Origin of the sequence: Streptomyces chrestomyceticus JCM 4735 (assembly GCF_003865135.1) — a bacterium.
Classification (GTDB): Bacteria; Actinomycetota; Actinomycetes; order Streptomycetales; family Streptomycetaceae; genus Streptomyces; species Streptomyces chrestomyceticus.
In genome coordinates this window covers 600,154-614,707 of sequence record NZ_BHZC01000001.1, presented here as the reverse complement: position 1 = coordinate 614,707, position 14,554 = coordinate 600,154, and the positions used below count along the sequence as shown (strand labels likewise).

Here is a 14,554-nt window from a genome sequence, read left to right as displayed (position 1 = left end):
CCGAACAGTGACGTCTGCTCCAGGTGCTGGCCGCAGGGGCGCTCCACAGCATCGCCGAGACCGGAACAGTCTGCGGTGTCGGGCTGGCCTGGCTGGCCTCCGGCGCGGACTCAGGAACCCGACTGACCAGTGTCGAACGGAACCCGGACCGAGCCCGCATCGCCGCGGAGGTCTTCCGGGGCTGCCCCGACGTGGCGATCTTCCACGGCGACTGGCAGCGCGTCGAAGAGCACGGCCCCCATGACGTACTCGTGCTCGACGGCGGAGGCCAGGCCAAAGGTGATGGCGCCGCGGATCCCGCTCGCCTGCTCGCCGCCGGTGGCACAGTAGTGATCGACGGCTTCACCCCGGCCACCACGTGGCCCCCTCGCTTGAACGGCCCCCCGACCAGGCTCGACCGCACTGGCCCGAAGACCCCGAACTTCGAGACACAGAGCCACGCCTCGCAGCAGACCTCAGCGTGATTGTCGGCACCCGGCTACCCGCCGGCTGAGAGCAGCCGCGTCGCCAAATGTAACGACGTCTTACGTCCGTCCCAGGTAGTCTCTCCACCGTTTTCCCGCGAAGACCGCGCAGGTGAAGTACAAGTGTATGTACCTTTCGGGGCCGGTGCCCAGCAGGGCGTCCTCATAGGCGCGGTAGAACTGTTTGCTTGCGCTGGGTGCGTCTCCTCGCTGACACAGCGCGACTCCCAGTCCGTACTCCAACTGGGGCCGCAGGCCGGCTTTGGCCCTTTCGGCCGTCCGGGTGCCGATGCCGTCGCTGTCCAGGATGTGCAGGCCCTCCCGTAGAACTGGTTCGGCCTCGTACGGATCGAAGGCCGCCAGATGGAAAGCTCCCATGCCGTGGCGTAGCGAGGCCGCGCCATAGGCGCCCAGCAGCGCGCCCTCGCTGTCGGCATGGGATTTCGCGGCGGCGTAGTACACCGTGTGGAAACGGGCCGCTGGTTGAACGTAGCCCAGATCCCACGCGTCCTCGGCAGCGGTGCCGGGTAGGAGGGCGACCTCCGGGTGATCGGCTCCCAGCATGCGGCGGGCCACCTCGATCTTCTCTTCGTAGAGCCGCAGCATCTCGTCATAGCGATCGGCCTTGCGATACGCGGCGGCGACCTTCACCCAGGCGTTGATGGTGGCCTTGTCATGGATGCCTCTGTGCCGCTCGATGTCCTCGGCGCGCCGGCAGGCAGTCACCAGCGACCGCTCTGCGCGTGGTGTGACCACTTGCGACAACTGGCGCTGCCGGGCGCGGAGCCGCCACACTTCGGGACCATCGGGTCCATGGGTGCGGCTGGTGGCACGGATGGCGGATCCGGCCAGGTGCCGGAACTGTCGGAACTTCTTGAGCTTGAACAGCGCTAGTACGTAGGCACCCCGTACATCGTTGAACAAGTGGTCAACGGGCGCCAGATCGCGCTCGGCCAGGTTGACGGCGGTGTTCAACAGCGACAGCGCACCACGGAATTTGTGATCCAGTAGTCCCTGCGCCCGATCCAGTGCCCGACTGACCGTCACCCAGGCTGAGGCGTATTGCTCGTACTCCGCAGGCGTGATGAGGTCCGACATCGAGTTTCGCTCCGTCCGCGTGGAGAACCTCACAGTCACGAATTGTCCACTGTCGCCATCTCTCTGCGCCAGGTGCTGGCTGTCGTGGGTGTTTGCGGCCGAGATGCCGATGGAGAGGGGGAGCACAGCGGCGAGAGGTACGGGGCTGACGCAGAGCACGACCGTTCCACCGGCCAGTGCGGGGCCGCTCCAGCCGGGCAGCAGGTGAACAGGCCGACGCAGAGAACTTCGCTGCGGCCGCCGGCCATGGACAGCAGGCCGGTGTGCGACTGTTCATGGCGGTCACAGCATTCCAGCCACCACTGACAACGGTCACGAAGCGAGGAGTACTCGCTTGCGCAGGAGCACGAAGCCGGCTCGGCCGAACATCTGCCGCCTCAGTACGGCTTGAAGGGGTCGAGCTTGCTCGTGCGGCTCTGGCCTGCCACTGGCCGCGAAAGAGATCCTCGGGCCGGGCGGCCTTCTGGGAGCGAGCCACCGTCGACGGAGGTGACCACCGTGGTCCGCACGCCCGGCAGGTCCAACAGCAGTGTCCCGTCCGGGGAACCCCTTACCTCGTTCATGGCGCCCGACAGCGCGGGGCCGACCGGCAACTCCGGATCGCGTACACAGGTGCATCGATTGCACTCACACATTCAGGCCGCGCTCGCGTGCGCTACCGCCGCCGTCCACCGGCTTACCATTCCGGCCGGATCAGGCCAGGTCCCACACGCAGCGTTACGTTCCACAGGAACGAGCGTCAGAGCCTATCCCTGGAACGGGGATGCCGATATGTTCCGTCGTCGCAGCATGGACGCCGTCACGCACCGCGTTCGCGTCGCGCATCAGCCGACCATAATCGGCCACTTTTCGCTTTTCCCTTCCGTCACTGCGTATTCAGCGACACCGCACGTTTCATGGCGTGTTCTTGCCGTACTCGACACCGGTCTGCGGGTATGGGATAGTCGCTCGTTGAACAGAAGCAGACGTTATTGCGTGATTGCGTGCTCGTGGGTTCACAAACGTGTACGTCCAGGAACTTGAACACGCCCTGGCGTTGAGGAGCGAGAGTTGCCCATATTCAGGCGCTTGGTCTCGCCCGAGGGGCGTATCTGGGAGACGGATGACATCGCGGCCCGATTATCCGGTGCCGTTGAACTTCTCGCACGACGCGGCATCGAGCCCGGTTCACGGGTGATGCTGAGCCGGGCCAATTCCCCGGAATGGGTCGTCGATCTGCTCGCGCTCATTCACCTCGACGCTTCGGTGGTTCTGGTTGATCATCGAGCCGTCCCGTCACAGCGGGCGCGGATTCGCGTTCACGCGCGCGTCGTGCAGGAAATCAGCGACAGTACGGGCGGCGTCGCGGCGGCAGGGCCCGTTTCGCACACGGTAGCCGTGCCTGATGTCGCAGCCTGGTCGCGGCGCCAGGACGCCGCCATCTCGTGGTCGTCGGGCACGACTGGCAGTCCCAAAGGGATTGTCCGCTCCGGCCGCTCGATTCTGGACAACCTCGCACTCAGCGCGGAACGCATGGGGTACCGGCCCGACGACGTCTTCCTGCCCGTGCTGCCGTACTCCCACCAATATGGTCTGTCGCTGGTCCTCTGCTGGTGGCTGGGCGGAGGCACGCTGGTCGTCTACGGGCCCACCACGCGCCTGGACCGCGCCCTTGCGGCCGGCGTGGACCACGGTCTCTCCATAGTGGACGCGGCCCCGTCGACCTATCACAGCCTGCTCAACCTGTTCGACCGCCGTCCCGCTCTCGCCGACGCGCTGAAGACGGTACGAGCCTGGTGCGTGGGCGGCGCGCCGCTGGGCCGCAGCCTGGCGGCCCGGTTCCACGCCCGCACCGGCCGGCGCCTGCTCGACGGCTACGGAGCGACCGAGGTGGGCAACATCGCGCTGGCTCCTCCGGCCGATCCGGTCGGGTGCGGCACACCGCTGCCGGGCGTGGTCGTCGAGGTCCACGACGATCAGGGCAGGCCGCTTCCCCACGGCCGGCTCGGTGAGCTCGTCGTACGCAGCAGCGGCCTGATGACCGGTCACCTGGGCGACGACGGGGAGGTGGTGCCGGTTTCCGGTCCTGTGCACCGCACCGGGGACATCGGTCGGCTCGACGACGCCGGCCGCGTCTTCCCCGTCGGGCGCAAGCACGCCGTGCACCGTGACGGCCACACTCTCTACCCCGACCATCTCGCCGAGCGGGCCGAGTCGGCCGGCGCGCAGACGGAGGTCGTCGCCGTCCCCGACGAGCGCCTGGGCTGCCGGCTGGTGTTCGTGATCACGGACCCGGACGGTCACGAGCCCGCGCACTGGCGACGGGCGCTGCGCCCGGTGCTCGCCCGTTACGAGCAGCCCGACCACATCGTCGTGCTTCCCGCGTTGCCTCTCACCAGTACGGGAAAGCCCGACCTGGCCGTTCTGGAGAAGATAGCCATGACCGCATTACCCGCGTCGCACACCACGGCCACCGACGTCTTCGCGTCCGGCTCGGCCGTCGGCGCGACCGATTACCGCATCCCCTTCGGCGACCGGGTGGACGCGCTGCGCGCAGTGCGCCGGTACGTGGCCGCCAACGAAGACGTGGTGCTGGGCATTCTCACCGAGATATCGCCCCACCACACGGCCGACGCGGAGATCCGTTCGTTCCTCGCCACCCTCGACGGGGCGGAGGAGGAGATCCGCCGGGCCCGTCCTGGCTGCGTGCCCCGGGCCGCGGTCTTCACACCCTCCAACATCCCGCTCTATTCCTACGCGCTGTACATGCTCGTGGCGTCTCTTTACACCGACCGGATCACCTTTCGACCGTCCTCCGAGATCAAGAGCCAGATGCGACGCCTGCACGAGCTGCTGGCGCCGGTTCATGGACTGCCCGTCGAGCTTTTCGACCTCAGTCAACGCAAGTTCGTGACGGGGCCGGTGCGCGAGGCGGATCTCATCGCCTTCACCGGAAACTACTCCCACGCCGAGACCGTCCGTGAAGGGCTGGCGGAAGACCAGCTCTTCCTCTTCTTCGGCCGCGGCATCAATCCCTTCGTGATCGCACCCGACGCCGATCTCACCCGCGCCGTACACGACGTGACGAAAATCCGGCTCTACAATTCCGGTCAGGACTGCTTCGGCCCCGACGTCGTCTTCGCGCCGCAGGGCCGCACCGAGGAATTCGTCGACCTCTTGTCCACGCATCTGACGTCGTTGCGTTTTGGGCACAACAACGACCCTGCCGCCGACTACGGACCCATCCACTACGACTCGGCGCTGGTGAACTGCTCGGACTACCTGGTACGTCAGGTGAGCCGCATCCGGCACGGCGGACGCATCGATCTGCTGTCCCGCAGGGTCGAACCGACAGTGCTGCTGTGGGACTTCGACGACAAGATTCCCCTTGACGAGATGTTCGCCCCGGTCTTCAACGTCGTTGCTTATCACAGTGCGCGGCGATTGCGCGAACGGTTGGCAAGCCCCTATTTCGGCGAACGCGCACTGGGAGCGATGGTCTACGGAAACGATCCGGATACGGTGGCGGTACTGTCCAAGCGTCACCACACCTGTGTCAACCACACGCTGCTCGAAGCCGAGGACGGCAATCGTCCGTTCGGCGGATTCGGGATGCGGGCGAACTACCTCTCCTACGGCGGCGAGCGGCACGCCGAACCCCTGCTCATGTCGCAGGCCGTGGCGCAGCATCTGCCGACTGCCGCCCCTGTCGCGGTGCGTGGGAAGTGACCGGGGTGGGGAAGCGGTACGCCGACGCGTGGTCGGCGATCGTCGGCCTGCTGGTGGCGAACGGGGTGGAAAGCTGCTTCGGGCTGCCCGGTGACGATCTGGAGTTGCTGCGCGCCCTCGACACGGCCGGCGTGGACCTGGTGCCGTGCCGTGACCAGCGCAACGCGGTGTACATGGCGACCGGCTACGCGCTCCAGTCAGGCCGGCTCGCCGTCTGCGCACTGGGCAAAGGGCCGGCTGTCACGCACGCGGCCACGGGACTGCTGGAGGCGCGGGAGTCCGGTGCGCCGGTCCTGGTGCTCGCCGCCGGCGCGCCCGAACGGCGCCGGGGCAGCGGCGGATTCCAGGAATGCGACCAGGTCGCGGTGACAGCGCCCCTCGTGCGGTGGGCGCACCGGGTGGGGCATCCGGGCCGGGTCGTCCCCGCGACGGTGACGGCGCTGACCCGAGCTGCGGGGCCGCCGCCCGGACCCGTGTACCTGGAGATACCCGATGACGTCCGCACGGCGGAGATCCTCGTCACCGGTCCGCCGCCGACCCTGCCCGAAACGCTGCCCGTCGACCCCGTCCCCCCGACACCCGGCCCGGCATGGACAGCCATCCGCGCGAGCCGGCGTCCGGTGGTGCTGGTGGGCGGCGGAATGCGGCACCGTAACGACGGTGGCGTGGTCGAGCGCTTCGCCGAACGCCTCGGCGCTGCGCTGTTCACCACCGCGTCCGGCCGCGGTGCCGTCGACGAGCGTCACCCGCTGTTCTGTGGCGTCGCGGGTCTCTACACCGCGGCCCCCGCCCGTGAGTTGTGGTCGTCCTGCGACCTGGTGGTGTCGCTCGCCGGGCGACTTGAGGAGACCGTAGTCGAAGGCGGAACGCCGTGGCCCCCGGTCGCGGTCGTGCAGGTCAACATTGATCCGGGCGGGCTGTCGGCCGAGTTCCCGGGCCCGCGCGTGCTCGGTGACGCCCGGCACGCGGTGCTCGGCTGGTCACGGGCGCTGGACGAGGACCGCAAAGCCGGGCCCGCGGACGGGACCGCGGCATGGGTGAACGAGATCGCCGTCGTCCGTAAGGCCATGTCGTCCGAGGCGGAAGCGGAACTGGCCCGCGCGGCGACGCTGTCGGAGATCCGCATCGCCGAGCTGCTCGCCGCACTCGATGCCACCTCGGGCGAGCCCCGTGTGCTGGTCCAGGAGAACGGGCTGCAGGACATGTGGTCCTATTGCTTCCCCTTCCACCTCGGTGGCGGCTCCATCGTGCCGTCCGAGCAGACCCCCCTGGGGTTCGGAGCGGCCGCGGCCATCGGGGTCAAGCGAGCCGCCCCGGATCACGAGGTCACCGCGTTCATCGGGGACGGAGCGTTCCTCGCGGCCCGCGCGGACATCGCCGTCACCGCTCCGGCCCACGGCGGCGTCCTGTACGTGGTGCTGTGCAACGGCGGCTACGGCTGGCTGGACGCCCAACGCGCCCGCCTCGGCCTCGACGCCGAACGCTACCCCTTCACCCGCCCCGGCGCCCCGCCGCCCGTGGTGGACGGAGCGGACATCCACTACCGGGTGCTGCGCGACAAGGCCACGCTGACCAGGGAGATTCTTGCCGGGCGGCAGTTCTGCGCACAGGGAGGCACAGCCGTGCTCATGGTGCCGGTCGCCCCCGACGACATACCCCCGCCCCTCCGCGACGGCGCCGGGGTGATTCCCCAGTGACCGACGCAGGAGAGCGCGGTGACGCAAGGCGCGGCCGGGACGGGCGCCAGGTGGTGGTCACCGGGTACGGGGCGGTGACGCCGCTGGGCCACAGCGTCGACGAGACATGGACGGCGATGCTGGCCGGGCGCAGCGGCATCGACACCGTGGACGCGTTCGACCTGACCGATCTCGCAGTCCGGATCGGTGGCCAGGTCCGCGGCTTCGCCCCCGACCGCTACATGCCCCCGATGGTCAGCCGTCGCGCCGACCCGTACGCGCAGTTCGCCCTCGCCGCGGCGCTGGAGGCTTGTGAGCACGCCGGACTCGTCGTCGACGACCGTCTGGCGCCGCGGGTCGCCGTGATCATCGGCAGTGGGTACGGCCCGGTCGGGTCGATCTACCGCGCGGCGAACATCCTGCGCGACAAAGGGCCACGGGCCATCGTCCCCTTCACCCAGGTCACGACCGCCATGGACAGCGCTGCCGGAGAGATCAGCCTGCGCATCGGCACCCAGGGGCCCAGCCGTGCCCAGAGCACGGCGTGTGCCAGCGGCGCGGACGCGGTGGGCGCGGGGATGCGCATGATCAGCCATGGGGAGGCCGACATCGTCCTCGCCGGCGGCGCCGACGCCTGCGTCACCGCCGTCGACCTCGCGGGCAGCGGCAACGCCCGCGCGCTGTCGAGGCGTAACGACGATCCGGCTGCGGCATGCCGTCCGTTCGATGCGCGGCGCGACGGGTTCGTGATGAGTGAGGGAGCCGCCGTGGTGGTGCTGGAGGCCGCCGAGGTGGCCGACAGACGAGGGGCGGCGGCCTTGGCCGAACTCATCGGCTACGGAGCGACGTCCGACGCGCATCACTGGACCGCCCCGCATCCGGAGGGACGGGGCGCGTGCCGTGCCGTCGAGGCGGCGCTGCGCGACGCGGGGATCACGGGGGCGGACGTGGACTACGTCAACGCGCACGGCACCGGAACGCTGCTGAACGACGCCATCGAGGCGACCGTCCTGCGCAAGGTACTGGGAGACCGGGTCACCCGTATCCCGGTCAGCTCCACCAAGTCGATGACCGGGCACATGATCGGCGCCGCCGGGGCGGTCGAGCTCGTGGCGTCGATCCAGGCCCTCCGGACGGGGGACGTCCCGCCGACCATCAACTGCGACGAACCGATCGACCCGGACATCAACTTCGTGCCGCACCGGACGCAGCGCCACGAACATATCCGGATCGCGTTGAGCAACTCGTTCGGCTTCGGCGGCCACAACGCCGCTCTCGTGGTCCGGGCAGTATGAGGTCTCGGGCCGTGCAGCACCTTCCGGAACCGCCGACGAGCCCCGCCACCGTCATCCGCAGCGGGCCGCTGAACTGGGTCCAGCAGTGGCACTGGTTCGAACGCACCATTCCCTCATCGCGGCGGGTGAACCCGACACCGCTCGCCGACCACTGCCACGTCCCGCCCCCGGCAACCGTCGCCGACGTGCACGCGGCGCTCGCGTCCCTCACCGCCCGCCACGAGGCGCTGCGGAGCACTGTCGACCCGCTCCGTCCCGTACAGCACGTCCACCGCGCGGATTGGGCCCCGCTGCCGGTCGATCACGTCGATGTCCCCGCCGCCGATGCCGCCACCTTGGAGGCCGCCACAGCGGCGCTGGCCGCCCGCCCGATCGATCCCGAGCGCAATCCGCCCTGGCTCGCCAGGGTGCTGCTGGAGGCAGGGGAGCCGCGTGCGGTCCTGATGGCCGCCCACCACGTACTCATCGACGGGTGGGGGCTGGCGGTCCTGATCAGCCAATTGCACGACCACCTGCGCGGCCACGACGTACCGGCGGGGGCGCCCCTGCACCCGCTCGACACGGTCGCCGCCCAGCTTCCGGAACGCGCCCGCGCAGCAGAGCATGAGTGGCTGACGCGTCTCGCCGGCAATCCGACGGGCGTACTGGCCCCGTTCGGCGGGAGCGAGAACGGGGAGGGCCGCCACCGCCTCCAGCACCGCTCGGCGGCCGCGTACGATGACCTCGAACGCGTCGCCCGGCGGTATCGGGCCAGTCCGGAGGTCGTGGTGCTCGCGGCGCTCGCCCACGACGTCGCCACCCGCACCGGCGAACACCGGTTCCTCGCGTCGGTCGTGGTGTCCAACCGGGCCCGGGCCGCCCTGCGCAACAGCGTCGGCGTCCAGGCCCTGACGGTTCCGGTACAGATCGACCTCCGGCCCGGTGCGGCGTTCGGCGAGGTGGTCGCCTCGGTGACGGCCGCCTCCGCCACGGCCTACCGGCACGGTCAGTGGCGCCCCGCGGAACTGGTCGCCGCCCAGGCCCGGATGGACCGCCGCCGCGGTGTCGTGACCGTACCCACCATCGAGTACAACTGCTACTCGTGGCCGCGCGACTACCTGGTCCCCACGCAGAACACTCCGCCGGAGGGGCCCAGCACCTGGATCAGCAGCGCGCCCGACGAGCCCTGCGAAACGCTCTATGTCGACCTCGGCCGCGACGGGGGGCTCGTCACCCTCGATGTCACCGTCGGGGACCACCTGCTCGATGCCGGGCAGGCCCTGGCGTTACCCGTCCGGCTGTGCGGTTTCCTGCGAGCGCTCGCCGACGGTGCCGAGTGCCCGGTCCCGGCCCGCCCGCTCACCCCGGCCGCCGCCGGTTGGTGGCGCGCCCCGCAGGGATGGGTGCGCCTGACCACGGTCGAAGAGGTGCTGCGCCGCCACCCCGGAGTGCTCGATGTGACGGTGGCGCCCAGCGGGGACGCCGTGGTGGAGAACGAGGAGGTCGCGGAGGCAGGTGACGGACCGTACCTCGTCGCACACGTCCGCACCGCCCCCGGCGTCACCCCCGACGACTTGCACCGCCACGTCCTGGACCACCTCGGTGAAGTGCCCGGCGTCGTGGCCCCGGGCCGCTACGTCCTGTCGCCGGCCGGCCCCGCACCCGGTCGGCCGTCCGTCCAGTCCAGCACCGCCACCGACAGCACAGGGCCTCGGCAACTCCCGTCGCGCCCGCCTGCGTCGGGCGCCGAACGGGCGCTGGCCGCCGCCGTGGCCGCTGTCGCACCGGGCGGCCCGCCGGCCGGCTCCTCGGCCGGCCCTGACGCCGTGGACATGAACCGTTGCCTCGCCGACCACGGAGTCACCCTGGTCGCCGTCCCGCGCCTCCTGGCGCTGCTCGACCAGTCCGGCTTCACCGGCATCGCGCCGGACGAGCTGGCCGGAACGGCTTCGCTCGGTCACCTCGCCGCAGCCCTGGAGCCCTCGCCGCCCCGCGCCCACCGTGGAGGGGAAACCTCGCCATGACCGCGTCCCGCACCACCTCCGCACCGTCCGTGGACCGCCTTGCCCCATGGGGTTTCGCCGCTTTCGTCGAGGCCAACACGCACGACACCGCATACCGCCCGCCGGTGGTGGACGGTCCCGTCGGGCCGACCATCGTCCGTGGCGGCCGCGAGCTGGTGAACTTCGCGAGCATCAGCTTCCTCGACCTGGAGCGCCACCTCCCGGTCCGGCGCTATTTCGCCGAGGGGGCGCTCGCCCACGGCCTGAGCACCAGCGGATCCAGGATGACCCAGGGGATTTGCCGTCCCCACCACGTGCTGGAGCAGACGATCGCCCGCCACACCGGCAAGGAACGGGCCATCAGCTTCGCCACGGGCCTCCTGGCCAACATCGGTTTCGTCCACGCCATGAGCAGCGCCGCACACTTCGACGCCGGGATCGAGGTGCGCAACCGCGACACCGTCTTCGTCGTCGACCGGGACGTCCACTGGAGCATCTGGAAGGGCCTCGAAGGGCTCGGCTACGGCCGCAACGTCCACGCGTTCCGGCATAACGACGTCACCGACCTGGCGCGCATCCTGGGCCGGGACCGGTCCCGCAAGACCGTGGTGATCGCCGAGAGTCTCTACTCGGCGGACGGCACCATGGGGCCGATCGTGGAGATCCTCGACGCGTGCGACCGGCACGGCGCCATCAGCATGATCGACGATGCGAACGGCTTCATGGTGTACGGGCCCGAGAACCGTCCGTACGCACGGGAGGCGGCCGCCATCCGGGAGCGGGCCGACTTCGTCATGGTGTCCCTGTCGAAAGCCGTCGGCCTGGAAGGCGGCGCGATCGCCGGACCGGCGGCGGCCGTCGACGCCTTCGAACTGCTCTCCGGCACCTCCATGTTCACGGCCGCCATCCAGCCGCCCACCGCGTACGCCGCCGAGCGCACGATCGATGTCCTGGCCGGCACACCGGAGATCGTCGACGACTACCTGGCGCACGCCGCACGCCTGCGCCGGCAGATGCACGAGGCCGGTACGCCGACGCTGCCCACCGAGTCGTACATGCTCTCGGTGCCCATCGGGAACGACGCCGTCGCCCTGCAGATGCGGGAGTGGTTCGTCGAGGACGGCTACCTCGTGCCCGTCTTCTCCTACCCGGCCGTCGCACGCAACCAGGCGCTTCTGCGCCTGTTCCCGCACGCGGGTCACACCGAGGAGCAACTGGACGGCTTCCTGCGCACCCTCGCCACCTACCGACAGCGCCTCGGGCTCTGACATCCCACCGAGGTCCGCCCCACCGACCCCAGACAAGACGGAGGAACCCGTGGCGAACGACAGCACCGACATTCTGCACACCATCGCCAAGATCGTCGAAGAGGTCGTCGGCGTCGACTCCGCCGAGGTGACCACCGAGAAGTCCTTCACCGACGATCTCGACATCGACTCCCTGTCGATGGTGGAGATCACCGTGGTGGCCGAGGACCGGTTCGCGGTGAAGATCCCCGACGACCTGGTCACGGAGTTGCGAACGGTCGGCGACGTGGTGAGCTACATCGCCGACCACCGGTGACCGGGAGACCTGCCGTGCACCGGACGATTCGCCCCAGGGCCAGGCGGCCATGAGCGTCCTCGACCGCTTCCGGCTCGACGGCCGCGTCGCCGTGATAACCGGCGCCTCCTCCGGGCTGGGCGTCGCCTTCGCCACCGCGCTGGCGGAGGCCGGCGCCGATGTCGCGCTCGGGGCGCGCCGCGCCGAGAGGCTGGCGGCGGTGCGCACGGCCGTCGAGAAGCTCGGCCGCCGGGCCGTCACCGTACGTACCGATGTCGCCGAGCCGGCGGACTGCCGCGCGCTGGTCGACGCGGCCGTGCACGCATTCGGGCGGGTGGACATCCTCGTCAACAACGCCGGGATCAGCAGTGAACACGCTGCGACGGAAGAGACGCCGGAGCAGTTCCGCGAGGTCGTCGACATCAACCTCAACGGTTCCTACTGGATGGCTCAGGCCGCGGGTGCGGTGATGCTCCCCGGCAGCGCCATCGTCAACGTGTCGAGCATTCTCGCGCTGGTCACCGGCGGTCTGCCGCAGGCCGCCTACTCGGCGTCCAAGGCCGGCCTCCTCGGACTCACCCGCGACCTCGCCCAGCAGTGGACCCCCGGCAAGGGCATCCGCGTGAACGCCCTCGCGCCGGGCCTCTTCACCTCCGAGATGACCGACGGTTACGCCGAGGGCTACGTCGAGGCGATGATGCCGCGGGTGCTTTCGGGCCGCATCGGGCAGCCCGAGGAGCTCGCTGCGGCCCTGGTCTTCCTCGTCTCCGACGCCGCGTCCTACATCACCGGCACCACCCTGACGGTCGACGGGGGACGCACATCGCCTAGTGCCATGTGGCGTGGGCGCCATCGGGCGTGCCGGTGGGCCGGGCAACGGCCGTGCCGGCGGGCCGACGCCAGGCAACGGCCATGACATGCCCGCGCCCCCGTCGAGCGGCACCACAGTCCCTGTGAGGTACGCAGCGCTCTCTGACGAGGAAGGTCCTCGCGGCTGGGACCTCATCTCCTCCGTCCCAGCAGCGCGTCCCCCCTCCCCGAATTTGCGAGCGGGTGTGTTGATGTTGTCGATCAGTGAGCGATGCGGTCATGTCCGTCCCGGTGTCACCGGGCACACCCAGCGCTGCTTCCGGGGGGACGAGGACCGGGCGACGACCCCACCGGACGCGCGACGCCGACGTGGACGCGTGCCTCGCCGCGCAGTGGATCCACGTCCGCCAACGGGTCAGGCCGGAAGGTCAGGCCCGTCACACCCGGGGAGCCGGCCATGACGACGGAGCCGAGCGCCCCCTCCCTGCCGCGCGAGCCGCTCGGCGATCCGCACCTGCGCCGCCTGATCGTGGGCCAAGGGCTGGCCGCCGTGGTCGATGCGCTGTTCCTCATCTGGCTCACGCTCTTCGTACTGGAACTGTCGGAACCGGGGATCGCCACCGGGCTGGTCCTCGTGGCCGTGGCGCTGCCGCGAGCGGCACTCCTGCTTCCGGCCGGCGTACTGGTCGACCGCATCGGTCCCGCCCGTGTCGCGGCCGGCGCCTCCTGGCTCCGGGTCGCCGTCCTGCTGGCCCTCGGCGCGCTGGTCACCTTCACCTCGCCCTCGGTGACGACGGTCGCCCTGCTCGCCGGGACGCTCGGCGCCGCCGACGCCGCGTACTTCCCGGCGGCCCTGGCGATGCTGCCCGCCGTCGTGCCGACCGAGAAGCTCTCCCGGGCCAACGCGCTGGTGCAGGGCGCGGAGTCGGGGGGCGACCTGGTCGGCCCGGCGGTGGCCGCCGGAGCCGTCGCCGCAGTCGGCTTCGAAGCGACTCTGGGTGGGATCACGGCGATGGCCGCGGTGGCCGCCGTCGCCCTCAGCACGCTCGTCCGCGTGGTCCGGCGTGGCGAAGGTGCCGGGGACGCCGTCGACGGTGAGCGGCTCAGCAGCGCACGTGCCCTCGGCGCGGGCTTGAGGTACGCCTGGCACGAACCGGTGGTGCGCGGGATGCTGGCAGCCGTCGCCCTGATCAACATCGCGGTCGTGGGCCCCGTGCTCGTGGGCGGCGCGGTACTCGCCGATCAGCACCTCGGCGGCGCGGGATCCCTGGGCGTCGTGCTCTCCGGTTTCGGTGTCGGCTCACTGGCCGGCTCACTGATGGCAGGGTGGCGGCCGCCCACCCGGCGCGGCTGGACCGTGGTCGGCGGGGTCGCGGCGATCGGCGCCGGCACGGCCGGTCTCGCCGCCGTCACCCATGTCGTCGCCGCGACGGCGGTGGCCTCACTCGTCGGCCTCGGGTCGGCGTTCCTCGGGGTGGTCATCGTGGCCACTTTGCAGGAGCGGGTGCCCGGGCACCTGCTGGGGCGAGTGCTCAGCCTCGTCGTGCTGGCCACGGTGGCGTTCGACCCGTTCTCCTACGTGATCGCCGGCCTCCTGCTCCCGTACGGCACGACGACGCTGTTCCTGGTCTGCGGCAGCGCCGTCCTGGCGTGCGCCGGCCTGGTCGCCGCGAGCCCGGCGATCCGCTCCCTGCGCTGACCGTGCCGGTCGTCGGTCATCTGCCGGTCAGCGGGTCGGCGAAGGGAACTTCGAACCGGAGGCGGGGCTCGCGGCCGCGAGGACATCGTGCGGGAGCGGCCCGGTGAAGCAGTGGTGCTGGATGCCGCTGGTGGCACAAGCGAAGGCGACCTGCGCCTCGCGCGGAGGCGAGGCATCGAGCTGCTGTCCGCCCGCCTCCACCTCGTCGGACGGGAAGCGCTTCTGGCCGACCGTCCTCCCCCCTGTGCCTCCTCGGCCTGTCGACGCGGGAGGCGTGGGT

At 70.5% G+C, this 14,554-nt stretch carries 11 protein-coding genes; 9 read left to right on the top strand and 2 right to left on the bottom strand.

All coding sequences use genetic code 11. The annotated features are described in order from the left end of the window. Positions 1 to 23: 23 nt before the first annotated feature. Positions 24 to 464 (top strand): O-methyltransferase, encoded by a 441-nt coding sequence (locus EJG53_RS02605; protein WP_244954941.1) that lies wholly within the window; start codon positions 24 to 26, stop codon positions 462 to 464. Positions 465 to 524: 60 nt separating this feature from the next. On the opposite strand, the gene EJG53_RS02600 is transcribed toward EJG53_RS02605, so the two are convergent. Continuing rightward, on the bottom strand, positions 525 to 1,562 hold the full coding sequence (locus EJG53_RS02600; protein WP_125043392.1) for a tetratricopeptide repeat protein: 1,038 nt from the start codon (positions 1,560 to 1,562) through the stop codon (positions 525 to 527). A 1,068-nt stretch (positions 1,563 to 2,630) separates the two neighbouring features. Between EJG53_RS02600 and EJG53_RS02595 the strand changes: the two genes are divergently transcribed. The 8 genes from EJG53_RS02595 (at position 2,631) to EJG53_RS02560 (ending at position 14,274) form a co-directional block, all read left to right on the top strand. Continuing rightward, complete coding sequence (locus tag EJG53_RS02595; RefSeq protein ID WP_244954940.1) at positions 2,631 to 5,270, top strand: aldehyde dehydrogenase family protein; 2,640 nt, start codon at positions 2,631 to 2,633, stop codon at positions 5,268 to 5,270. After that, positions 5,267 to 6,967 carry a thiamine pyrophosphate-binding protein gene (locus EJG53_RS02590; RefSeq protein WP_244954939.1) on the top strand — a complete coding sequence of 567 codons (1,701 nt, stop codon included), beginning with the start codon at positions 5,267 to 5,269 and terminating at the stop codon, positions 6,965 to 6,967. The genes EJG53_RS02595 and EJG53_RS02590 overlap by 4 nt, the downstream gene beginning before the upstream one ends. After that, on the top strand, positions 6,964 to 8,241 hold the full coding sequence (fabF, locus tag EJG53_RS02585) for a beta-ketoacyl-ACP synthase II (RefSeq protein WP_218041898.1): 1,278 nt from the start codon (positions 6,964 to 6,966) through the stop codon (positions 8,239 to 8,241). Before EJG53_RS02590 ends, fabF begins: the two co-directional genes overlap by 4 nt. Before the next feature lie 11 nt (positions 8,242 to 8,252). Continuing rightward, positions 8,253 to 10,244: a condensation domain-containing protein gene (locus EJG53_RS02580; RefSeq protein ID WP_218041897.1), complete on the top strand. Its 1,992-nt coding sequence runs from the start codon at positions 8,253 to 8,255 to the stop codon at positions 10,242 to 10,244. Next, on the top strand, positions 10,241 to 11,491 hold the full coding sequence (locus EJG53_RS02575) for an aminotransferase class I/II-fold pyridoxal phosphate-dependent enzyme (RefSeq protein WP_125043389.1): 1,251 nt from the start codon (positions 10,241 to 10,243) through the stop codon (positions 11,489 to 11,491). Before EJG53_RS02580 ends, EJG53_RS02575 begins: the two co-directional genes overlap by 4 nt. A 49-nt stretch (positions 11,492 to 11,540) precedes the next feature. Beyond that, on the top strand, positions 11,541 to 11,786 hold the full coding sequence (locus tag EJG53_RS02570) for an acyl carrier protein (RefSeq protein WP_125043388.1): 246 nt from the start codon (positions 11,541 to 11,543) through the stop codon (positions 11,784 to 11,786). Positions 11,787 to 11,835: 49 nt separating this feature from the next. Next, on the top strand, positions 11,836 to 12,681 hold the full coding sequence (locus EJG53_RS02565; protein ID WP_244954938.1) for an SDR family NAD(P)-dependent oxidoreductase: 846 nt from the start codon (positions 11,836 to 11,838) through the stop codon (positions 12,679 to 12,681). A 351-nt stretch (positions 12,682 to 13,032) separates the two neighbouring features. Continuing rightward, positions 13,033 to 14,274, top strand: a complete 1,242-nt coding sequence (locus EJG53_RS02560; RefSeq protein ID WP_125043387.1) for an MFS transporter — start codon at positions 13,033 to 13,035, stop codon at positions 14,272 to 14,274. A 27-nt stretch (positions 14,275 to 14,301) separates the two neighbouring features. Here the strand turns inward: EJG53_RS02560 and EJG53_RS40925 are convergent, their stop codons facing one another. Continuing rightward, positions 14,302 to 14,475, bottom strand: a complete 174-nt coding sequence (locus tag EJG53_RS40925; RefSeq protein WP_167514989.1) for a hypothetical protein — start codon at positions 14,473 to 14,475, stop codon at positions 14,302 to 14,304. Positions 14,476 to 14,554 lie beyond the last annotated feature (79 nt).